At 67.5% G+C, this 22,367-nt stretch carries 18 protein-coding genes; 11 read left to right on the forward strand and 7 right to left on the reverse strand.

Features of this window, described 5'->3' with window-relative positions; translation table 11 throughout:
- Window positions 1–167: 167 nt before the first annotated feature.
- The 4 genes from N7607_RS04690 to N7607_RS04705 form a co-directional block, all read right to left on the reverse strand.
- A complete protein-coding gene (locus tag N7607_RS04690; protein ID WP_279868322.1) occupies window positions 168–1,331 on the reverse strand; it encodes an iron-containing alcohol dehydrogenase in 1,164 nt (387 codons plus the stop codon).
- Between the two features lie 17 nt (window positions 1,332–1,348).
- The gene (locus N7607_RS04695) at window positions 1,349–2,323 is read right to left on the reverse strand and encodes a PHB depolymerase family esterase (protein ID WP_279868320.1); all 975 of its coding nucleotides are present in this window, start codon (window positions 2,321–2,323) and stop codon (window positions 1,349–1,351) included.
- Window positions 2,324–2,567: 244 nt separating this feature from the next.
- Entirely contained in the window at window positions 2,568–4,358 is a 1,791-nt protein-coding gene (locus N7607_RS04700) for an acyl-CoA dehydrogenase C-terminal domain-containing protein (protein ID WP_279868319.1), read from the reverse strand.
- Entirely contained in the window at window positions 4,355–5,593 is a 1,239-nt protein-coding gene (locus N7607_RS04705; RefSeq protein WP_279868317.1) for a 3-hydroxyacyl-CoA dehydrogenase, read from the reverse strand. Before N7607_RS04705 ends, N7607_RS04700 begins: the two co-directional genes overlap by 4 nt.
- Window positions 5,594–5,715: 122 nt before the next feature.
- On the opposite strand from N7607_RS04705, the gene N7607_RS04710 reads away from it, so the two are divergent.
- From N7607_RS04710 to N7607_RS04735, 6 genes are all read left to right on the forward strand, one after another.
- Entirely contained in the window at window positions 5,716–6,615 is a 900-nt protein-coding gene (locus N7607_RS04710; RefSeq protein WP_279868316.1) for a LysR family transcriptional regulator, read from the forward strand.
- Window positions 6,616–6,767: 152 nt separating this feature from the next.
- Window positions 6,768–8,390 (forward strand): methyl-accepting chemotaxis protein, encoded by a 1,623-nt coding sequence (locus N7607_RS04715; protein WP_279868315.1) that lies wholly within the window; start codon window positions 6,768–6,770, stop codon window positions 8,388–8,390.
- A gap of 324 nt (window positions 8,391–8,714) precedes the next feature.
- A complete protein-coding gene (locus tag N7607_RS04720; protein WP_279868314.1) occupies window positions 8,715–9,221 on the forward strand; it encodes a hypothetical protein in 507 nt (168 codons plus the stop codon).
- A 148-nt stretch (window positions 9,222–9,369) separates the two neighbouring features.
- Window positions 9,370–10,677, forward strand: coding sequence for a sorbosone dehydrogenase family protein (locus N7607_RS04725; RefSeq protein WP_279868312.1), 1,308 nt, complete (start codon window positions 9,370–9,372; stop codon window positions 10,675–10,677).
- Between the two features lie 4 nt (window positions 10,678–10,681).
- Window positions 10,682–12,751 carry a TonB-dependent receptor gene (locus N7607_RS04730; RefSeq protein ID WP_279868311.1) on the forward strand — a complete coding sequence of 690 codons (2,070 nt, stop codon included), beginning with the start codon at window positions 10,682–10,684 and terminating at the stop codon, window positions 12,749–12,751.
- 109 nt (window positions 12,752–12,860) lie between these two features.
- Complete coding sequence (locus N7607_RS04735; protein WP_279868310.1) at window positions 12,861–13,931, forward strand: SMP-30/gluconolactonase/LRE family protein; 1,071 nt, start codon at window positions 12,861–12,863, stop codon at window positions 13,929–13,931.
- Here N7607_RS04735 and N7607_RS04740 read toward each other — a convergent pair.
- Entirely contained in the window at window positions 13,928–15,856 is a 1,929-nt protein-coding gene (locus N7607_RS04740; protein ID WP_279868308.1) for a RecQ family ATP-dependent DNA helicase, read from the reverse strand. The genes N7607_RS04735 and N7607_RS04740 overlap by 4 nt on opposite strands.
- Before the next feature lie 151 nt (window positions 15,857–16,007).
- On the opposite strand from N7607_RS04740, the gene ppk2 reads away from it, so the two are divergent.
- Window positions 16,008–16,838, forward strand: coding sequence for a polyphosphate kinase 2 (gene ppk2, locus N7607_RS04745; RefSeq protein ID WP_279868306.1), 831 nt, complete (start codon window positions 16,008–16,010; stop codon window positions 16,836–16,838).
- Window positions 16,839–16,958: 120 nt separating this feature from the next.
- Here the strand turns inward: ppk2 and N7607_RS04750 are convergent, their stop codons facing one another.
- Both N7607_RS04750 and upp read right to left on the reverse strand, forming a co-directional pair.
- The gene (locus N7607_RS04750) at window positions 16,959–18,221 is read right to left on the reverse strand and encodes a uracil-xanthine permease family protein (RefSeq protein WP_279868304.1); all 1,263 of its coding nucleotides are present in this window, start codon (window positions 18,219–18,221) and stop codon (window positions 16,959–16,961) included.
- Window positions 18,222–18,223: 2 nt separating this feature from the next.
- Window positions 18,224–18,862: a uracil phosphoribosyltransferase gene (gene upp, locus N7607_RS04755; RefSeq protein ID WP_279868302.1), complete on the reverse strand. Its 639-nt coding sequence runs from the start codon at window positions 18,860–18,862 to the stop codon at window positions 18,224–18,226.
- A 187-nt stretch (window positions 18,863–19,049) separates the two neighbouring features.
- Here upp and N7607_RS04760 point away from each other — a divergent pair, with 187 nt between their 5' ends.
- From N7607_RS04760 to mqo, 4 genes are all read left to right on the forward strand, one after another.
- Window positions 19,050–19,607: a hypoxanthine-guanine phosphoribosyltransferase gene (locus N7607_RS04760; protein WP_279868299.1), complete on the forward strand. Its 558-nt coding sequence runs from the start codon at window positions 19,050–19,052 to the stop codon at window positions 19,605–19,607.
- On the forward strand, window positions 19,608–20,102 hold the full coding sequence (locus N7607_RS04765; RefSeq protein WP_279868297.1) for a WbuC family cupin fold metalloprotein: 495 nt from the start codon (window positions 19,608–19,610) through the stop codon (window positions 20,100–20,102).
- Window positions 20,103–20,207: 105 nt separating this feature from the next.
- Window positions 20,208–20,495 (forward strand): PA4642 family protein, encoded by a 288-nt coding sequence (locus tag N7607_RS04770; RefSeq protein WP_279868295.1) that lies wholly within the window; start codon window positions 20,208–20,210, stop codon window positions 20,493–20,495.
- Between the two features lie 379 nt (window positions 20,496–20,874).
- A complete protein-coding gene (gene mqo / locus N7607_RS04775) occupies window positions 20,875–22,362 on the forward strand; it encodes a malate dehydrogenase (quinone) (protein ID WP_279868293.1) in 1,488 nt (495 codons plus the stop codon).
- Window positions 22,363–22,367 lie beyond the last annotated feature (5 nt).

The following is a 22,367-nucleotide window of genomic DNA, read 5'->3' on the forward strand; positions in this document are numbered from 1 at the left end:
GCGGGAAACTTTGATTCGTGGGCTGTATTGCGGGCTATAGCTCCCCTCTCCCTTTGGGAGAGGGGGAGGGGCGGCCCGCGTAGGGTGAGGGATTCACAAGCTACTCCGAGTTGTCCATTGCACCCTCACCCTAGCCCTCTCCCACAGGGAGAGGGGACAGAAGCCACTCAGTAAGCCGCCTGGTAGATCGCCAGCGCATCGGCCTCGCTGACCTCGCGCGGGTTGTTCACCAGCAGGCGCTGCTGCAGCATCGCGTCGCTGGCCAGGGTCGGCAGCATGGCTTCCGGCACGCCGGCGTCGCGCAGGCGGCTGGGCAGGCCGCAGCGCTCATTGAGTGCCGCCAGTTCGTTGATGAACTCGGCAGCGCACTGCTCCGCGCTGCCACCCTTGAAGCGCTCGCCGAGCAGCAGCGGCGCCAGCTCGGCGTACAGCGGCGTGGCGTTGGGTGCGTTGAAGCGCAGCACGTGCGGCAGCACCAGGGCGTTGGACAGGCCATGGGGAATATGGAAGTGCCCGCCCAGCGGGTAGGCCAGGGCGTGCACCGCCGCCACTGGCGCATTGGCAAAGGCCTGGCCGGCCAGGCAGGCGCCCAGCAGCATGGCCTGGCGCGCCTCGCGGTTGCTGCCGTTGTGCACCGCCTGGTCGAGGTTGGCAGCGAGCAGGCGCAGGGCCTCGCGGGCCAGCAGGTCGGACAGCGGGTTCTTCTTCAGCTTGGTGGTGTAGGCCTCGATGGCGTGGACCATGGCGTCGATGCCGGTGGCGGCGGTCACCGCGGGCGGCAGGCCGAGGGTCAGGTCGGCGTCGAGCAGCGCCAGGTCCGGCAGCAGCAGCGGCGAGACCACGCCCATCTTGGTGGTTTCGCCGGTGGTGACGATGGAGATCGGCGTCACCTCCGAGCCGGTGCCGGCGGTGGTCGGCACCTGGATCAGCGGCAGGCGCTGGCCACGCGCGTTGCCCACGCCGTAGATGTCTTTCAGCGCCTGTTGGCAGTTGGGGTGGGCGAGCAGGGCGACCAGCTTGGCCACGTCCATCGAGCTGCCGCCGCCGAAGCCGACCACCAGATCGGCGCCCAGCGCACGGGCGCGCTCCACGGCATTGAGCACGATGGCCTCGGGCGGATCGGCGATCACCTGGTCGAACACTTCCACGGCCACGCCGGCCTGGGCGAAGCCGGGCAGCACGCCGTCGAGCAGGCCGAAGCGGGTGATGCCGGGGTCGGTGACCAGCATCACGCGCTGGGCGCCGCGCTCCTGGCACAGGCTGGCGAGGCGCACGCTGGAACCGGATTCGCAGAGGATCTGCGCGGTGGTGGCGAAGCTGAAGGGTTGCATGACAAGTCCTCCGAAGGTCAGGGCTGCGCCGGCACGGACTGCTGGCGGGCGAAGAAGTCCCAGATGGCCCGTGGGCCGTCGAAACCGGAAAGGGTGGGGCCGAGCAGGCGCGGGGCGCGGAAGCCGGCCTGGGGCAGCAGGTGGCCACCGCCGATCACTCCGTACAGGGCGACCTCGGCGCGGCCCTCGGCCTGCCACTGGTCGAGGCTGACTCGCTGCGCCGGGTCGGCCGGGTTGCTCCAGGCCGTGCTGCTGCGCACGGCATCGCGCGGGTAGCCGGCCAGATTGGCGAAATACAGCGCCGACTCGTAGGCCGAGCGCACGGTGCCACGGTCGCCGAACCCGAACAGGCTGACCGGGCCGCCGTTGTAGGGGTTGATCGGGTCGCGGGTGCCGTTCATCAGCAGCACCGGCACGGCCTGGCCTGACGGCGCGCAATCCAGGTTGGCGTCGGTCGGCAGGTTGGCCGCCACGGCGGCGACGCCCGCCAGCAGCTGCGGGCGCTCCAGCGCCGCACGCAGGCCTAGCTGGCCGCCGTTGGAATAGCCGACCAGGAAGGCGCGCTGCGGGTCGGCGCCATGCTCGGCGGCGAAGCGCTGCACCAGGGCGGCGAGCAGGCCGAGATCGTCGATGTTGCGGGTGCGCGCCGGGTAGTCGGCGGCGCGGCGGCAGTCGTTCCAGTTGTTCTTGAAGCCCTGTGGGTAGACCACGATGAAGCCGTGCTCGTCGGCTAGGCGCTCGAACGCATAGGCGCTGTAGGTACGCATGTCATCGATGCTCTGCAGCGAACCGTGCAGCACGAACAGCAACGGCGCCTTGGCCGGCAGTTTGGCTGGGAGGTAATAGGCGAAGTCGCGCGAGCGGCCGCCGACGTCAATCTGGGCGTGCTGCAGGCTGGCGCCCAAAACCGGCTCGGCGGGCCTGGGCGCATGGAGAAAATAGCCATACAGAGCGCCAAGGGTAGCGGCGCTCAGCAGGAGTAGGGTCAGCACTATTCTTGTTCTTTTCATCTGTGCCTCATGGTCAGTGAGGGTCAGCAGTAGGGTGGATGACGCTCTGCTCATCCACCACTGATCTCGTTCGAAGGATCGCCCCCCAGTGGGTCGCCTCCCGGTGGGGCGTCACCCGGTGAATCGCCACCCGGTGGATCGGTGAAGCGTGATCCACCCTACGTGTACCGCGGTGTCTGCGTAGGGCGGGTGAAACCCGCGCGGGTTGCAGCCGCCCTACGGTACGTCAGAACGCGAAGCTCTCCTCGGCCATCGCCATCAGGCAGTCCGCGCCGCCCAGCAGGGCCTCGCGGTGGCTGCTGGCGCGGGGCAGCACGCGGCGCAGGTAGAAGTCCGCGCTGTGCAGCTTGGCCTGGTAGAACGCCGCCTCGCCAGTGCCGGCGTCCAGCGCCTGCTGGGCGATGCTGGCGGCCTGCAGCCAAAAGCCGGCCAGCAACACATAGGCCGAGTACTGCAGGAAGTCCACCGAGGCCGCGCCGATTTCCTGGGCATCGGCCTGGCTGTTGGCGATCACCTGGGCGGCCAGCTCGCGCCACTGCTGCAGGCGCTGCTCGACCAGGCGCGCGGACTCGGCCAGGGCCGGTTGCGCGGCGGCGTCGCGGGCGTGGGCGGCCAGCTCGTCGATCAGTGCGCCCAACTCGGCGCCGCCGTCGCCCAGCAGCTTGCGGCGGATCAGGTCGAGGGCCTGGATGCCGTTGGTGCCTTCATAGAGCTGGGTGATGCGGCTGTCGCGCATCAGCTGTTCCATGCCCCACTCGCGGATGAAGCCGTGGCCACCGTAGACCTGCACCGCGTGGCTGGCGACTTCCTGGCCCATGTCGGTGAAGAAGGCTTTGACGATTGGGATCAGCAGCGCCGCGCGCTTGCCGGCGGCCTTGCGCGCGGCGGCATCGCTGGCGCCGTGCTCCAGGTCGAGCTGGCGCGCGGTGTAGGCGGCGAGCATGCGGCAGCCTTCGACCAGACTCTTCTGGGTCAGCAGCATGCGCCGCACGTCCGGGTGCACGATGATCGGGTCGGCCGCCTTCTCGGGCGCGGCGGCACCGGTCAGGCCACGCGACTGCAGGCGCTCGCGGGCATAGCGCAGGGCGCCCTGGAAGGCCGCCTCGCCGATGCCCAGGCCCTGCAGGCCAACCTGAAAGCGCGCGTCGTTCATCATGGTGAACATGCAGGCCAGGCCCTGGTTGGCCTCGCCGACCAGCCAGCCGGTGGCGCCGTCGAAGTTCATCACGCAGGTGGAGGCGCCCTTGATGCCCATCTTGTGCTCGATGGCACCGCAGCTCAGGGCGTTCTTCGCGCCCAAACCGCCATCCTCTGTGGCGATAAACTTGGGTACCAGCAGCAGGCTGATGCCCTTCACGCCTACAGGTGCATCCGGCAGGCGCGCCAGTACCAGGTGCACGATGTTCTCGGAGAAATCCTGCTCGCCGCCGCTGATGAAGATCTTGTTGCCGGTGACCTTGTAGCTACCGTCGGCCTGGGGCTCGGCGCGGGTGCGCAGCAGCGCCAGGTCGGTGCCGGCCTGGGGCTCGGTCAGGCACATGGTGCCGGTCCACTGGCCGCTGACCATCTTGCCCAGGTAGTCACGCTTGAGTTCGTCGCTGCCGTGCTTGTCCAGCGCCAGCACCGCGCCCTCGGTGAGGCCGGAATAGATGCGGAAGGACAGCGAGGCGCCCATCAGCATCTCGTGGAAGGCGAAGGCCACCAGCTGCGGGAAACCCTGGCCGCCGAAGTCGGTCGGCCCGGTCATGCTTGCCCAGCCGTTGTCCACGTACTGCTGGTAGGCCGCGCGGAAGCCTTTGGGCGTGGTGACCTTGCCGTTCTCCAGGCGGCAGCCTTCCTCGTCGCTGTTGCGGTTGAGCGGGGCGATCTCGTTGCCGGTGAAGGCCGCGGCCTCTTCCAGCACGCCGTCAATCAGCTCGCGGTCCAGGCCGTTGCCCAGGCGCTCGCAATGGCCGGCGACATCGAACAGTTCATGCAGGACGAAGCGCATGTCGCGCAGGGGGGCTTGGTAGCTCATGCGCGGCCCTCCTGTACGTCGGCGAAGCGCTTGCCGTCCGCCACCAGGCGGTCGATCAGTCCGGCCGGCTGCCAGTGCGCGCCGAAGCGCTCGGCCAGCTGCAGCAGGCGCTCGCGGATGGCGGCTACGCCCTGAGCGTCGGCCCAGGCCATCGGCCCGCCCTTGTCGGCGGGGAAGCCGTAGCCGTTGAGGTAGACCAGGTCGATGTCGTGGGCGTTGGCGGCGATGTTCTCCTCGAGGATTTTCGCGCCTTCATTGACCAGGGCCAGCAGGCAGCGCTCGAGGATTTCCTCCGGGCCGACGCTGCGGCGCTGGTAGCCGAGGCGCTCGGCCTCGCGCTGCACCAGGGCGTCCACTTCCGGATCGTGTTCGGCCAGGCGGCTGCCCGGCGCGTAGGTGTAGTAGCCCTTGCCGGACTTCTGGCCGAAGCGGCCGAGCTCGCACAGACGGTTGTCCACCTGCACCTGGGCCACGTCCTGGCCCTTGCCGGCCAGTTCGCGAGCGCGCCATTCGAGGTCGATGCCGACCACGTCGTACATGCGGAACGGGCCCATGGCGAAGCCGAAGCCCTGCAGGGCGCTGTCGACCTGGTGCGGGTAGGCGCCTTCGAGGAGCATGCTGCGCGCCTCGAACACGTAGGTGTGGAGCATGCGGTTGCCGATGAAACCGTCGCAGTTGCCGGCCACCACACTGATCTTGCCGATGCGCTGGCCGAGGGCCACGGCAGCGTCCAGCACGGCTGGCGCGGTGTAGGCGCCACGCACGATCTCCAGCAGCTTCATGATGTGCGCCGGGCTGAAGAAGTGCAGGCCGAGCACGTCCTGCGGGCGCTTGGTGACGGCGGCGATGGCGTCGATGTCCAGTGCCGAGGTGTTGCTGGCGAGGATGGCGCCGGGCTTCACGATGCGGTCGAGGGTGCGGAAGATTTCCTGCTTGAGTTCGAGGTTCTCGTACACCGCCTCGATCACCAGATCGACCTCGGCCAGGTCGGCGTAGTCGTTCACCGCCTGGATGCGCGACAGGCGCAGGCTCGCCTCGCCGGTGCTGATGCGGCCCTTGGCGACGTTCTGCGCCCAGGTGTCCTCGGCCATCTTGAGGCCGGCCTCGACCATCTGCGGGTTGTTGTCCAGCCACAGCACCGGGATACCGGCGCTGGCCAGGCTGATGACGATGCCGCGGCCCATGGTGCCGGCGCCGATCACGGCGGCCTGTTCGATCTTGTAGTTGTTGCTCATAGCCCTACCTCGGTCACTTCATGTCCGGCCGCCGTGGCGACCTGCCAAAACACAACTGACGAACCTTAAGTACGGCGGTACTATTTGGGAAATTTTGACTTGTGATAAGTTGAATTCCTCTCGTGAATATATTGACCTTCGACCTCAACCTCCTGCGCGTGCTCGATGCCCTGCTGCGCGAGCGCAACGTGTCGCGCGCGGCCGAGCGTCTGGCGCTCAGCCAGCCGGCAGTGAGCAATGCGCTGAACCGCCTGCGCGCGTTGCTCGACGACCCGCTGCTGGTGCGGGTAGGCCGCGCCATGCAGCCCACCCCGCGGGCGCTGGAGCTGGAGGCGCCGATTCGTGCCGCGCTGCGGCAGATCGAGGAGAGCCTGGGCGAGGGCAGCCGCTTCGACCCGGCGCGCAGCCGCCAGCGCTTCAGCATCGCCCTCACCGACTACGCCGAGATGCTGCTGATGCCGCGTCTGCTGGCGCATCTGGCCGAGCAGGCGCCCGGCATTCGCATCGACGTGCGTCACCTGAGCCCGCGCCTGCCGGCCGAGGCGCTGGAGAAGGGCGAGCTGGACCTCGCGGTCGGCCGCTTCGAGGCGCTGCCGCCGCGCTTCGCCGGCCGCCGCTGGATGAGCGAGACCCTGCAGCTGGTGGCCCGTCGCGACCATCCGCAGCTGCGGGAAGGCCTCGACCTGGATACCTTCCTGCGCCTGCGCCACCTGTGGGTGCATGGCGGCCAGACCCGCGGCATGGTCGAGCAATGGCTGGGCGAGCAGGGCCTTGCCCGGGAGATCGTCTACACCACGCCCAACTACCTGCAGGCCGCGCACATCGCCGCCAGTGGTGATCTGGTAGCGGTGCTGCCGGCGCGCCTGGCGCGCTACTTCGCGGACCTGCTGCCGCTACAGCTGTTCGACCTGCCGTTCGAGCTGGGGCCCTTCCACCTGGAGATCGTCAGCCTCGACCTGCGCCGCCGCGATGTGGCCCTGCAGTGGCTGATCGAGCAGCTCCGCGTGCTCGGCGAGAGCTGAGTTCACCTAGGGAAATCGCTGATAGAGCCACCCGCGCGGCGGTCGATAGCCTTTCTGGAAGAACATGGTCAGCGAGACCAGAAGCCCTGGGACGGGCGATCCAGTCAGGTGTTGCCCGCTGCGGGCGGCTTTGCGATTCCGGGAGAAAACACATGTTGAACCAACTGAGCGTGCGCAGCCGTCTGCTGTTGCTGGCGTTGCTGCCGCTGGCCGTGCTGCTGGGGGTGATGCTGCTGGCGGCATCCAATGCGGGCCGCCTCAACCAGAGCTTCGAGGCGCTGTTCGTCGATCGCATGCAGCCGATCAGCCAGCTCAAGGAAGTCTCCGACGGCTACGCGGTGAACATGGTCGATGCCCTGCACAAATACCGCGCCGGCCTGCTCGACGAGTCGGCCCTGCGGCAGAGCGTGGGCGAGGCCCGGCAGCGCGTGGACCAGGCCTGGCGTACCTATACCTCGACGCGCCTGACCGCCGAGGAAAGCAGTCGGGTGGAACGTACCCGGCCGCTGATGGCCCGGGCCGACCTGCTGGTGAGCGAGCTGCTCGGCACGTCCGGCGACAGTCTGCGCGGCGAGTCGGCGGACAGTTTCAACCGCCGCCTGTACACCACCTTCGACCCGCTCAGCGCCGAGCTGGACGGCCTGGTGCGTCTGCAGCTGAGCGAGGGCGACAAGCTGCATCAGGAGGAGGGCGAGGCCTACGGTTCGATGAAGAGCAGCTTTATCGCCATCGGCGTGGTGGCGTTGATCCTGGTGATGCTGTTCGGCCTGCTGGTCAGCCGCTCCATCATCCGCCCGCTGGAGGCGTTATGCGCGGTGATCGGCCAGGTGCAGAGCAGCTCTGACCTAACCCTGCGCGCCGCCGACCAGGGCGACCACGAGCTGGCGCGTACCGCGCGTGCGTTCAACGCCATGCTGGTGCACTTCCAGCAGCTGATTCGCCACCTGGGCGACTCCTCGACCCAACTGGCCGCCGCCTCCGAAGAAATGAGCGCGATCAGCGCCCAGGTCAGCGACGTGGCCTCCAACCAGGGCCAGCAGACCACCATGGTCGCCACCGCCGTGCATCAGATGAGCGCGGCGATCCAGGAGGTGGCGCAGAACGCCCTGGGCATGTCGCATATCGCCAACGATGCGCGCCGCGAGGCCCAGCAGGGCACGGCGCTGGTGCAGGCCAACCTGGAGTCGATCCAGCGCCTGTCGCAGTCGGTGCAGCAGGGCGCCGAGGTGATCAACCGACTGCACAGCCAGAGCGACGAGATCGGCAGCGTGCTGGGGGTGATCCAGAGCATCGCCGAGCAGACCAATCTGCTGGCGCTCAACGCCGCCATCGAGGCGGCGCGGGCCGGTGAGGCCGGCCGCGGTTTCGCCGTAGTGGCCGACGAGGTGCGCAGCCTGGCCAGCAACACGCAGAAGGCCACTGAGTCGATCCGCAGCATGATCGATGCCCTGCAGGACGGCGCGCGCCAGGCGGTAGGCGCCATGCAGCAGTCCAGCGAGCGGGCGGCGGCCAGCGTCAGCCATGCGCGCGAGTCCGGCGAGGTGCTGCTGCACATCGCCAACGCCATCGACGGCATCGCCGACGGCAACGTGCAGATCTCCACCGCCACCGAGCAGCAGACCGCCGTGGCCAACGAGATCAGCCAGAACATCACCCAACTCAACGACAGCATTCAGGAAGTGGTCAGCGGCGCCCAGCAGAGCGCCATCGCCAGCCGCGACCTGGCCCAGCTGGCCAGCGGGCAGCAGGGGCAAGTGCAGCGTTTCCGCGCCTGAATCGGCCATTCGGTCCGTCGCCGCCCGGCGATGGACCGCTCTATCTCGACCGTTCGTCGATTTTTGCCGCTGCGTCAGCCCTAACAAGCGAGGCGAGAAGGCTCTAGCGCGGAGTTGGCCCAGGCGTAGCGGCGCATCCTGATGCAACGCCTCTGCCATGGGGGCTGACGGCCTTCGGGCCGTTTGCCGGGCTGGCGGCACGACCGAAAACCGCGGAAAAAGTGCTAGACCATCTGCGTCCGCGCCTTATGCCCCATCCGCCTAAAGCCGGCGCTCGCAAGGCCATAGACTGAGACTCCCAGGCCGAAATCCAGGGAGAACCCTATGGCTATCGCCATCAGTCCGATTGGCAACACTCTCTACGAGCCGCGCGCCCTGCGTCCGCTCGATGACAGTAACGGCGCACCGAACGTGCGTAATCGTTTCGATACCGAGCTCAACCCCACCAGCGCCGAGCGCCTGCAGGACCGTCTGGAGCTGGCGCGGGAAAGAGCCGCCGAGCGTTCCGCGCGTCAGCAGGAGCTGGCCGAGGAGCGGCGGCAGCTGCTGCGTGAAGAGCTCGCCGAGCAGGCACGGCTGGCCGCGGACGAAGCTGCCAGCAACCTGCAGGACCGGCTGCGTCAGCAGCAGGTGGAGCGGGTGCTGGAGGCCCAGCGGGCCGATCAGCTGCAGCAGCCCGCCGAGCAGGATGATCCGCTGACGCCGCAGAACCTGACCCAGCAGCGGGCCGAGGTCAACCAGCTGACCTTCGGTCCGCAGCAGACGGTGACCACGCGGACCGCCATCGAGGCGATCACCACGTACCAGGAAACCCGGGACCTGATCGCCTAACGCTCCGTGCGGCTGGCTGAGAAACGATCTGTGGTGATTTGGCCGCCGGTGGCGGCCGCGTGCTGGTAGTGTTGTGCCGAAGCGAGAGGCGGAATCCCCGCGGCAGGCGCTGGTCAACGCCTGAGCACAACCAGAAAGGAAGTACACCATGCACGCTCGTTCACTCCTGCCCGGCCTGCTGGCTGGGGCGTTGCTCGTCGGCTGTAGCGATGGTTCGAACCTGGCGATCGAGCAGGGCTACGGCCCGCAGCCGCAGTTGCCGGCGCCGCGCGAAGGGCTGTTGCCCACCGTCAATATCGCCCCGGCCGTGGGCTGGCCCGACGGCGGCAAACCCGCTGCCGCCGTCGGCACCCAGGTCAATGCCTTCGCCGGTGGCCTGGACCACCCGCGCTGGCTGTATGTGCTGCCCAACGGCGATGTGCTGGTGGCGGAGAGCAACGCGCCGGCGCGCGAGCCCAGCGGCCTGAAAGACTGGATCGCCGGCAAGGTGATGGCGAAGGCCGGCGCCGGGGTGCCCAGCGCGGATCGCATCAGCCTGCTGCGCGATGCCGACCACGATGGCGTGGCCGAGCTGCGCACGGTGTTCCTCGAACAGCTGCACTCGCCGTTCGGCATGGTGCTGGTGGGCGATCGGCTGTATGTGGCCAATGCCGATGCGCTGGTGCGTTTTCCCTACCAGGCAGGCCAGACCCGCATCGAGGCCGATGGCGTCAAGGTCACCGACCTGCCGGCCGGGATCAATCACCACTGGACCAAGAACGTCATCGCCAGCCGCGACGGCAGCAAGCTGTACGTCACCGTCGGCTCCAACAGCAATGTCGGCGAGAATGGCATGGAGATGGAGAAGGGCCGTGCGGCGATCTGGGAAGTCGACCCGGCCAGCGGCCACAAGCGCCTGTTCGCCAGCGGCCTGCGCAACCCCAACGGCCTGGCCTGGGAGCCGGTGAGCGGCAAGCTGTGGACCTCGGTCAACGAGCGCGACGAGATCGGCGATGACCTGGTGCCGGACTACATCACCTCGGTGCGCGACGGCGGCTTCTACGGTTGGCCCTACAGCTACTTCGGCCAGCATGTCGATGCCCGGGTGCAGCCTCAGAAGCCCGAGCTGGTGGCCCAGGCCATCGTCCCCGACTACGCCCTCGGCGCGCACACCGCCTCGCTGGGCATCGCCTTTGCCGATCGGGCGCAGCTGCCACCCTTCAAGGAGGGCCTGTTCATCGGCCAGCACGGCTCGTGGAACCGCAAGCCGCACAGTGGCTACAAGGTGATCTTCGTGCCCTTCAAGGACGGCATGCCCAGTGGCATGCCACAGGATGTGCTGAGCGGCTTCCTCGACGGCGAGGCCCAGGCCATGGGCCGCCCGGCGGGCGTGGTGGTCGACGGCCAGGGCGCGCTGCTGGTGGCGGACGATGTGGGCAACCTGATCTGGCGCGTCAGCGCCAAGGCGAGTGAGTAGGCGGGTGTCGCGGCGCCTTCCCGCCCTGTTCGCGCTGCTGCTGCCCGGCCCGTTGTTGGCCGGCGAGGCTGTGCTGCTCGATCCCTCGGTGATCAGTGGCTCGCGCAGCGCCGAGCGCAGCTTCGACCTGCCGTTCTCGGTCGATAGCCTGGATCGGCGCACCATCAGCGAAGGGCAGCCGGGCATCAACGCCTCCGAGGTGCTGCAGCGGGTGCCGGGGCTGGTGGTGCAGAACCGGCAGAATTACGCCCAGGACCTGCAGGTGTCGTCGCGTGGTTTCGGCTCCCGCGCCACCTTCGGGGTGCGCGGCATCAAGCTGCTCGTCGACGGCATCCCGGCCAGCACGCCGGACGGCCAGGGCCAGCTGGCCACCTTCGACCTCGACAACGCCGAGCGCATCGAGGTGCTGCGCGGGCCGATGGCGACTATGTACGGCAGCAACGCGGGCGGTGTGATCCAGCTGTTCTCCCGCGATGGCGAGGGACCGCCGCAGGTGTCCGCCGGTACCGCCTGGGGCAGCGACCAGCTGAGCCGACAGCGGCTGAGCGCCGAGGGCGGCAACCAGTGGGGCGGCTTCCTCGTTGACAGCTCGCGGCTGGATACCGACGGTTACCGCGACCACAGCGCGGCTCGGCGCGAGCAGACCTTCGCCAAGCTCAGCCTGCATCCGGACGACGACACGCGTTTGGCCCTTAGCTTCAGCGACTTCAACCAGCAGAGCGACGATCCGCTGGGGCTGACCTGGGATGCCTACCAGGCCGACCCGCGCGCGGCGCCGGCGGTGGCCGAACTGTTCGATACGCGCAAGAGCATCGATCAGCAGCAGCTGGGCCTGAACCTCGAGCGCCAGTTCGGCGCGGCCAGCCTGCAGGCCACGCTGTATGCGGGAGCGCGGCGGGTGGTGCAGTACCAGTCGATCCCCGTCGCCGTGCAGAGCAACCCGAAACACGCCGGCGGGGTGATCGACTTCGACCGCGAATTCCATGGTGGCAGCCTGCGCTGGCTGCAACCGGTGGCGGCCCTGCCCGGCGAGTTCGAGTGGGTGCTGGGACTCGATTACGACCAGAGCGAGGACGACCGCCAGGGCTACGAGAATTTTCTCGGCAGCCAGCTGGGCGTGAAGGGCCAGCTGCGCCGCGACGAACTGGATCGGGTCACCAGCCTCGATCCCTACCTGCAGGCCAACTGGCGCCTGGGCGACTGGACCCTGCAGGCGGGCCTGCGGCACAACCGCGTGGAGGTGGAGGTCGATGATCGCTACCGCAGCAACGGCGACGACAGCGGCAGCCGCACCTACCAGCAGACCACGCCCGCCTTCGGCGTGCTGTATGCCTTCACGCCCGAGCTGAACGGCTATGTCAGCGTCGGCCGGGGCTTCGAGACACCGACCCTGAGCGAGCTGGCCTACTCGCCCGCTGCCGGCGGCTTCAACCTGCAGCTCGATGCGGCGACCAGCATCCAGTACGAACTGGGCATCAAGGCCCTGCTGGGCGAAGGGGCGCGGCTGAATGCCGCCCTGTTCCAGATCGAGACCGAGGATGAGCTGGTGGTGGCCGGCTCATCCTCCGGTCGCACCACCTACCAGAATGCCGCGCAGACCCTGCGTCGTGGCATCGAGCTGGGCCTGGAACAGCAGTGGGGCGAGCAGTGGCAGGCCAGCCTGGCCTACACCTACCTGCAGGCGACCTACGACCAGGACTTCAGCAGCGCCGGGCGGCAGATCGAGGCGGGCAATCGACTGCCCGGCGTGCCGACCACCACCCTGTACGGCGAGCTGCTCTGGCGCACCAGCGACACGCTCTCCACGGCCGTCGAGGGCCTGTACCGCAGCAAGGTGTATGTCGAGGACAGCAACCAGCAACGCCCGGCGCCGGGCTATGCGGTGTTCAACTGGCGCGTGCGCCATGAGCTGAGCCTGCAGCAATGGACCTTCGGCCAGACCCTGCGCCTGGATAACCTGCTGGATCGCGACTACATCGGCTCGGTCATCGTGGCCGAGGGCAATGGTCGCTATTACGAGCCGGCGCCGGGGCGCAACTGGTACCTCGGCGCCGATCTCGCCTTCAACTTCTGACCGCTCGACTGGAATGGCTGCAAGGCCAGTGCTTTGGCACGGCGGGAATGTCCCCGTGCAGAGCACCGTGGATTAGGCTGCAGGCACAACAACAAGAAGGATTCCACTCATGCGCAAGGCGTTGCTGTTCATGGTACTCGCCGGTGTCAGCCATCTGCTGTTCTGGCCCACGGCGTTGCAGCCGGTGGCCTGGCAACCCGGCCCGCTACCCAAGGCCGAAGGCGTATGGGCGCCCAACGCGCGCCTGGACGGCGCGGTGCTGGAACAGTCCGGCCTCGACGGCCCGGACACCGTGGTGGTGGATGGCCTGGGCCGGCGCTACAGCGGCATCGGCGACGGGCGCATCCTGCGCTGGCAGGCGGGTGCGGCTGCGCAGACCTTCGTCACCCTGGCCGGGCGCCCGGTGGGCATGAACTTCGGCCCGGACGGCAGCCTGTACGCGGCGGACGAGGCCAACGCCAAGGTCTGGCGGGTGTCGCCAGAGGGGCGTTCGGAGGTCGTGGTACAGAGCGATGCCCAGCAGCGCTTCACCTTCCTCAACGATGTGTTCGTCGCCCGCGACGGCCGTCTGTTCTTCACCGAGGCCTCCAGCCGCTGGGGCCTGGCCGACAACAAGCGCGCGTTGCTGGAGCACGGCGGCGACGGTGGCGTGTTCGTGCGCTATCCGGACGGCCGCATCGAGCGGGTGATGGATGGCCTGCAGTTCGCCAACGGCGTGGTGTTGAGCCCGGACGAGTCCTACCTGCTGGTGGCCGAGACCGGCGCCTATCGCATCACCCGCCTGTGGATAGGCGGGGCGCGGGCCGGCCAGCGCGAGGTGCTGGTGGACAACCTGCCGGGCTTCCCTGGCGACCTGTCCATCGCCCCGGACGGCAGCTACTGGTGCTCGTTCTTCTCGCCGCGCAAGGCCGTGCTCGATGCGCTGGGGCCCTGGCCGTTCCTGCGCAAGGTCGCTTCGCGCCTGCCGCCGGCGCTGCTGGCGCGGCCCAGCCGCTATCCCCACGTGTTCCGTTTCGATGGCGAGGGCCGGGTGCTGGAGAGCCTGCAGGCCTCGCCGGACAGCACGCTGCCCAGCTTCAGCAGCGTGGTACAGGTGGGTGATGAACTGCTGCTCGGCACGCCCGGCGGGGTGGGCGAGATCGATGCGGATGGCGCCTATCGGGTCGGCCTGTCGCCCTAGGCGTGACGCTCGACCCAGTCGCGCACCTCGGCGTAGGGATAGTCCTCCAGCGCGGCGAACCCGGCGATCTGCCGGGCCTTGAGTTTGGTGAACAGCGGCACGCTGATGCCGCAGAGATAGCGCGTCAGGCATTCGCTGCTCGGCGCTTCACCGCTGTATTCCCGATGCCGCTGGCCGAAGCTGGCACACAGCGCGTGCAGGTCGTGCTCGGCCAGCGGGCGCAGCGTCGGTGGTGCCGGCAGGCGGGCGACCTGGCCGTGGCATACCGAGCAATGGCCGCAGCGTTGCGGCGCATTGGTATCGCCGAAGTAGGCGGCCAGGCGCTGGCTCAGGCACTGGTCGGTGGCGAACAGGTCGAGCATGGCGTGGATGCGGCGGATCTCGCTGGCTTCCTGCTGCTTGAAGTAGGCGTGCAGTTCGGCGCTCAGCTGCTGCGGGTCGAAGTTAGGGGCGAGCAGGGCGTAGACCTCGGTCATCTGCTTGCTTTCCAGCTCGATCCAGCCGCGCTCCTGGAAGAAGTCCAGGGCCTTGACCACCCGGCCGCGCTCGGCCTGGTGCTGGTTGTACAGGGCGCCGAAGTCCACCGTGCACCAGGTCCGCGCCCGGCTGGAGCTGGTGACTATGGCCTCGACGAACTGGCGCCGCTCGCCCTCGAATTTGCCCAGCAGCGCCTCCGGCTCGACCAGGTACTTGAAGCGGTACTCGGCGAAGTAGGCGTAGCGCGGGGCGATGATGCCGCGCAGCTCCAGCTGCACCAGCAGGGTCTTGAGTGGCAGCTGGCGGATATTGCTGTGCTCGGAGAGCTGGTTGAGCATCAGCTCCCACTGGCCGTCCGGCGCGCTGGCCAGCAGCTCGTCGAGCACGCGGCGGATGCCGCCCAGCTCCGGCGTGTCGCCGTAGACGAAGTTCTCCAGCACGTTGAGGCTGTCGCGGTTGGCCAGCACCAGGCAGTCGGACGGCTGGCCGTCGCGCCCGGCGCGGCCGATCTCCTGGCTGTAGTTCTCGATGGACTTGGGCAGGTCGAAGTGCACCACGTTGCGGATGTCGGCCTTGTCGATGCCCATGCCGAAAGCGATGGTGGCGACGATGCAGTTGATCCGCCCGTCCATGAACTGGCGCTGGATCGCCTCGCGCGCTTCATGCGGCATGCCGGCGTGGTAGGCGCTGGCGGCGATGTTGCGCTGGCCGAGCTGCTCGGCCACCTGTTCGGCGGTCTTTTGTTGAGTGACGTAGACGATGCTCGGCTGGCCGGCCTTGGCGCCCAGCCATTCGACCAGGCGGAGCGGCTTGTCGCGCCCGGCCACTGGCTCCACCAGCAGGTTGAGGTTGGCGCGATAGAACCCGGTGGTGACCACATCATCCGCGGCGATGGCGAATTTCTTCTGCATGTCGGCGATCACCGGCGGGGTGGCCGTGGCGGTGAGCAGCAGCACCTGGGGGATGCCGAACTGACGCTGGTAGTCGGGCAGCTTGAGGTAGTCGGGACGGAAGTTGTGGCCCCACTCGGAGATGCAGTGCGCCTCGTCGACCACCAGCAGGGAGATCGGCACCTGGCTGATGAAATTGCGGAAGCGCTCGTTCTTCAGGCGCTCGACCGAGATCATCAGGATCTTCAGTTCGCCGCTCTTGGCGCGGGCCATGGTCTCGGCGCTCCGCTCGCGGCTCTGCGCCGAATCGATGCTCGCCGCGCTGATGCCATGGGCGTGGAGGAAGGCCAGCTGGTCCTGCATCAGCGCCAGCAGCGGCGACACCACCAGGGTCAGGTGCGGCAGGTGCAGGGCCGGCAGCTGGTAGCACAGCGACTTGCCCGAGCCGGTGGGGAAGATCGCCGCCGCCGAACGCCCGCCGAGCACGGCGTTGACCACGCGCTCCTGGCCGGGGCGCAGCTGGGAGAAGCCGAAGACGCGGGAAAGTGTGTCGAGCATGGCGGGCATTCGCTGGCGGCTTTGAGTGGCTGCAGACCATAGCGCGCGCCGACATGGGCTACCAGCGGCCGTGGTGTTTGCTCGGCACGTGGCAAGCCTGCGTATGGCGATCTAGGCTCGTCGCAGGCAGTTCACCAATAGCGGGTTCGACATGAGCAAACAGAAGAAGGCAGCACAGGAAAAGGCCGAGGTATCCGCCAAGGCAACGGACGCAAAACTCTCGCGCAAGGACTACGAGGAGCAGCTGCACAAGCTGCACGTCGAGCTGGTCAAGCTGCAGCAGTGGGTGGTGGCCAGTGGCGCCAAGGTGGTGATTGTCTTCGAGGGGCGTGATGGCGCCGGCAAGGGCGGCACCATCAAGGCGCTGACCGAGCGGGTCAGCCCGCGGGTGTTCCGCGTGGTGGCGCTGCCAGCGCCCACCGAACGGGAGAAGAGCCAGATGTACGTGCAGCGCTATCTCACCCACATGCCGGCGGCGGGGGAGGTCGTGATCTTCGACCGCAGCTGGTACAACCGTGCCGGGGTGGAGCGGGTGATGGGCTTCTGCAGCGAGAGCCAGGTGCAGAAGTTCCTCGCCCAGGCGCCCATGTTCGAGCGCACCATGGTCGAGTCGGGGATCATCCTGCTCAAGTATTGGCTGGAGGTCAGCCCGCAGGAGCAGGAGAAGCGCCTGCGTGCGCGCATCGACGATGGGCGCAAGACCTGGAAGCTGTCGCCGATGGACATCAAGTCGTTCAACCGCTGGGACGATTACACCCAGGCCCGCGACGAGATGTTCGAGTCCACCGACACGCCCTGGGCGCCCTGGTTCGTGGCGCGTTCGGAAGACAAGAAGCGGGTGAGGCTGAACCTGATCAGCCACCTGCTGGGGCAGATTCCCTACCAGCCGGTGGAACAGCCCAAGGTCAAGCTGCCCAAGCGCAAGATCGGCAAGTACAAGGCGGCCAACTACCCGTTCAAGTTCATCGCCGAGCCGTTCTGATGGCTCGATTGGGTAGTGACACGCGGTAGGTGGGCGGGTGAAACCCGCGTTGTGCTTGCGCGGTTACACCCGCATCTCTGAGATGCATGAAAAAGCCCCGCCGGAGCGGGGCGTTTTCATTCAGATCTCCGGATCGATCGGCGGGTGCTTGTGCCAGGCGCTGCCGCCGGGCAGCAACAGGTTCAGCGCCAGGGCGCTGATGGCGCACAGGGAGATGCCGGAGAGGGCGAACTCCTTGCCGCCGATGACCATGCCGCCGATGCCGAACACCAGGGTCACCGAGACGATGATCAGGTTGCGCGCCTCGGACAGGTCCACCTGGTGGCGGATCAGGGTGTTCAGGCCGACCACCGCGATGGAGCCGAACAGCAGGCAGAGGATGCCGCCCATCACCGGTACCGGGATGGCCTGCAGCGCCGCGCCGAACTTGCCGATGAAGGCCAGGGTGATGGCGAAGATCGCCGCCCAGGTCATCACCTTGGGGTTGAAACTCTTGGTCAGCATCACCGCGCCGGTGACTTCGGCGTAGGTGGTGTTGGGCGGGCCACCGAACAGGCCGGCGGCCGAGGTGGCCAGGCCGTCGCCGAGCAGGGTGCGGTGCAGGCCGGGCTTGCGCACGAAGTCCTTGCCGGTGACGGTGCCGACGGCGATCACCCCGCCGATGTGCTCGATGGCCGGCGCCAGGGCCACCGGCACCATGTACAGGATGGCGCCCAGGTGGAACTCGGGGGCGACGAAGTTGGGCATGGCCAGCCAGGGCGCGGCGGCGATGCCGGCGGTGTCGATCACGCCGAAGAAGGCGGCCAGGGCGCAGCCGACAAAGATGCCGGCGAGGATCGGCACCAGGCGGAACAGCCCGCGACCGAGCACGGCCACCAGCAGGGTGGTGACCAGTGCCGGCATGGAGATGAACATGGCGGTCTGGTAGGGCACCAGTTCGGCCGCGCCGTCGCCGGTCTTGCCCATGGCCATGTTCACCGCGACCGGCGACAGGGCCAGGCCGATGGCGATGATCACCGGGCCGATCACTACCGGCGGCAGGATGCGGTCGATAAAGCCCGGGCCCTTCAGCTTCACGGCCAGGCCGAGGAAGGTGTAGACGAAGCCGGCGGCGACCACGCCGCCGAGCACCGCCGGCAGGCCGAACTCACCCTTGGCGGCAATGATCGGCGCGATGAAGGCGAAGGACGAGGCGAGGAACACTGGCACCTGGCGCCCAGTGGCCAGCTGGAACAGCAAGGTGCCGATGCCGGCGGTGAACAGCGCCACGTTCGGGTCCATGCCGGTGATCAGCGGCATCAGCACCAGTGCGCCGAAGGCCACGAAGAGCATCTGCGCGCCCGACAGAATCTGCCGTGGCAGCGGGTCGTTGTACTCGCTCATGCTCAGGCGTCCTTCTGCTTGGTGCCGAAGATCTTGTCGCCGGCATCGCCCAGGCCGGGAATGATGTAGCCGTGCTCGTTGAGGCACTGGTCGATGGAGGCGGTATAGATGGTCACGTCCGGGTGAGCGTCCTCGACCTTCTTGATGCCCTCGGGGGCGGCGACCAGCACCATGGCGCGGATTTCCTTGCAGCCGGCCTTCTTCAGCAGGTCGATGGTGGCGACCATGGAACCGCCGGTGGCGAGCATCGGGTCGACGATCAGCGCCAGGCGCTCGTCGATCTCCGGCGCCAGCTTCTCCAGGTAGGTGTGCGCCTGCAGGGTTTCCTCGTTACGGGCGATGCCCACGGCGCTGACCTTGGCACCCGGCACCAGGCTGAGCACGCCCTCGAGCATGCCGATGCCGGCGCGCAGGATCGGTACCACGGTGATCTTCTTGCCGGCAATCTTCTCCACCTGCACCGGCCCGGCCCAGCCCTGGATCTCGTAGTTCTCCAGCGGCAGGTCGTTGGTCGCCTCGTAGGTCAGCAGGGCGCCCACTTCCTGGGCCAGTTCGCGGAAGTTCTTGGTGCTGATGTCGGCGCGGCGCATCAGGCCGATCTTGTGGCGGATCAGCGGATGGCGGATCTCACGAATGGGCATGCGGAGTTCTCCGGGGCGGAAAGGAAATTCTGGCTAGAGTGTAATACCAGCTGGAGGCCGCGCAGTTTACTGGTTTGTCTGAGCTGATGGTCAGGAAATGTACGCCCGGACTTGCCCTCGGGCGCCCATCTGAGTACCTTTGCCGGCCATTTTTTGATCAGTCCCTTTCACCTTTCCGGAGCGCGTCATGTCCGCCGATCTCGCCCACATCCGCCAAGTCATGGCCGAAGCCGATTGTCTGTTCACCGAGGCCCAGGTCGAGGCTGCCATCGAGCAGCTCGGCGCGACCATCAGCGCCGAGCTGGCCGAGAGCAATCCGGTGGTGTTCTGCGTGATGAACGGCGGGCTGATCTTCGCCGGCAAGCTGCTGCCCAAGCTGAACTTCCCGCTGGAACTGTCGTACCTGCACGCCACCCGCTACCGCAGCGAGACCACCGGCGGCGAGCTGTTCTGGAAGGCCAAGCCGGAAATCTCCTTCATCGACCGCGAAGTGCTGATCATCGACGACATCCTCGACGAGGGGCACACCCTCTCGGCCATCATCGAGTTCTGCAAGCACGCCGGCGCCAGCGCCGTGCACACCGCCGTGCTGATCGACAAGACCCACGACCGCAAGGCCCGCCCGGACCTCAAGGCCGATTACGTCGGCCTGCCCTGCGAGGACCGCTTCATCTTCGGCTACGGCATGGACTACAAGGGCTACTGGCGCAACGCCGCGGGCATCTTCGCGGTAAAAGGCCTGTAAGTGCGGGCGCCGGTGTTTCTCGACCGCGCCCTGTTCGCCGAACTGGCGGGCAAGGCCGCAGAGGCCCCGCGCCGGCGCGCCCACCACAACCTGCACGACATGAGCGAGCCCTGCCACCGAATGGCGGTGGGGCTGCAGCCCGATACCTATATTCCTCCCCATCGGCATCTCTCCGCCGACAAGGCCGAGGCCCTGCTGGTGCTGCAGGGGCGCATCGGCCTGCTGCTGTTCGCCGAAGACGGCAGCGTGCAGCAGACCCGCCTGCTCGAAGCCGGCGGTGACTGCCAGGGTGTCGACCTCGCCCCGGGCCAGTTCCACGCCCTGGTGGTACTGAGCGCCGACAGCATCCTCTTCGAATGCAAGGCCGGCCCCTATCGCCCGCTGGTCGCGGCCGAGCAGGCCGCCTGGGCGCCGCGCGAGGGCGAGGCTGGGGTAGCCGCTTACCTGGCCTGGATGCGTGCGCAGTTCCCGCCGGCCGGCGACTCGCCGGTCTAGACGCGGTCCGCGGGCCGTCTGGCTGCAGCCTTTAGTCGCGTTGAGCGGCGCACGGGGCGAGGGTAAACTGCCGGCCCCCGTGATGTCCGCTAGCTGGAGTGCGTGATGCGTAAAGACAAGAAACAGGTGATTGGCGAAGAGATCAGCGACGACTCGATCAAGCTGTTCCTCGACGTCGAGCCGGCGGATGACACCCCGCCGTCCCTGCACAAGCTGGTCAAGGCCTACCGCGGTCTGCGCATCGACGACTTCGAGAAGTTCCTGACCTTCTTCAAGCAGGCCGGCTACGACCTGGATGCCAAAGATGCCCAGGGTCAGGATTTCATCGCCCTGATCCAGGACCAGCGCCTGGCCGAGCCCTACGTGGAAGCCGTTAAAGCGGCAAAAGTCTGAGAGCCGTAGAAAAAATGACCGTCCGCCGGGGTTCGTGCATTTTTTGCGACTGAGCCCGCGGCAATAGTGGTATTGTGCGCGCCGTAAATCTCCCGAGCCGGCGCGGCAGCTGGTCTGGCGCGTGTCTTGCGCGCCCCGCTGAAGGGTCGTTGCAGAGCCTTCGAGCTCTGTCGGGAAGTGAAGAATTGAACGCGCGGATCGCCCACAGGCGGTGCGCGCCGGACGAGGTTGCTCGGGATCGGTCAGGCCAAATCATCGGCCACGGTGCGAGCCCTCCGAAGCTCCAGACACCCGTCTGGCTGCCAGTGATTAGACGTCGGTGCGCGGCTCAAAAGGCCGATGTCAGCGGCTTGGTACTGCAGATCTTGGAGAAGCGTTAATGACGCAAGTCAATCACGAAACTGTGGATGTGCTGCTGGTCGGGGCCGGCATCATGAGCGCCACCCTGGCGGTGCTGCTCAAGGAGCTGGACCCCAACCTCAAGCTGGAGATCGCCGAACTGCGCTCCTCCGGCGCCATCGAGAGCTCCAACCCGTGGAACAACGCGGGTACCGGCCACGCCGGCCTCTGTGAGCTGAACTACACGCCGCAGGCGGCGGATGGTTCGGTGGACATCAAGAAGGCGGTGCAGATCAACACCCAGTTCGAGGTTTCCAAGCAGTTCTGGTCGTACCTGTGCGGCAAGAGCGCGTTCGGCTCGCCGAAGAACTTCATCAATCCGGTGCCGCATCTGAGCTTCGTGCGCGGCGAGAAGGATGTCGGCTTCCTCAAGACCCGCCATGCCGCGCTGACCCAGCATCACGCGTTCGCCAGCATGGAATACACCGAAGACAAGGCCGCCATGGCCGAGTGGATGCCGCTGATGATGCAGGGCCGCGATGCCAACGAGCGCATCGCCGCGACCCGCGCGCTGAACGGCACCGACGTCAACTTCGGCGCCCTGACCAACCAGCTGCTGCAGTACCTTGCGCAGCAGGGCGGCACCACCGTCAGCTACAGCCAGAAGGTCACCGGCCTTGCGCGCACCGCCGAAGGCTGGAGCGCCGAGGTCAAGAACACCAAGAGCGGCGAGCAGCGCGAGATCAAGGCCAAGTTCGTCTTCCTCGGCGCTGGCGGCGGTGCACTGCCGCTGCTGCAGATGTCCGGCATTCCGGAAGGCAAGGGCTTCGGCGGCTTCCCGGTGAGCGGCCAGTGGCTGCGTTGCGACAACCCGGAAGTGGTCAAGCAGCACCAGGCCAAGGTCTACAGCCAGGCCGAAGTGGGCGCACCGCCCATGTCCGTGCCGCACCTAGACACCCGCGTGGTGGACGGCAAGACCTCGCTGCTGTTCGGCCCCTACGCCGGCTTCACCACCAAGTTCCTCAAGTACGGTTCGTTCCTCGATCTGCCGCTGTCGGTACGCCCGAGCAACATCGGCCCGATGCTGGCCGTGGCGCGCGACAACTTCGACCTGACTCGCTACCTGATCAAGGAAGTGCTGCAGTCGCCGGAACAGCGCCTGGAATCCCTGCGCAAGTTCTATCCGAACCTGAACCCGGCCGACTGGCGCCTGGAAATCGCCGGCCAGCGCGTGCAGATCATCAAGAAGGACCCCAAGAAAGGCGGCATTCTGCAGTTCGGCACCGAGCTGGTGGCGGCCGAGGACGGCACCATCGCCGCGCTGCTGGGCGCCTCGCCGGGTGCTTCGGTCACCGTATCGATCATGCTCAACCTGATCGAGCGCTGCTTCGCCGCGCAAGCCGGTAGCGATGCCTGGGCCGCCAAGCTCAAGGAAATCTTCCCGGCCCGCGAGAAGGTGCTGGAAGAAGACGCCGCGCTGTACCGTTCGGTCAGCGAGCAGAGCGACAAGGCCCTGCAGCTCGCCTGAGTCTG

Origin of the sequence: Pseudomonas sp. GD04019 (genome assembly GCF_029837695.1) — a bacterium.
Lineage (GTDB): Bacteria > Pseudomonadota > Gammaproteobacteria > Pseudomonadales > Pseudomonadaceae > Aquipseudomonas.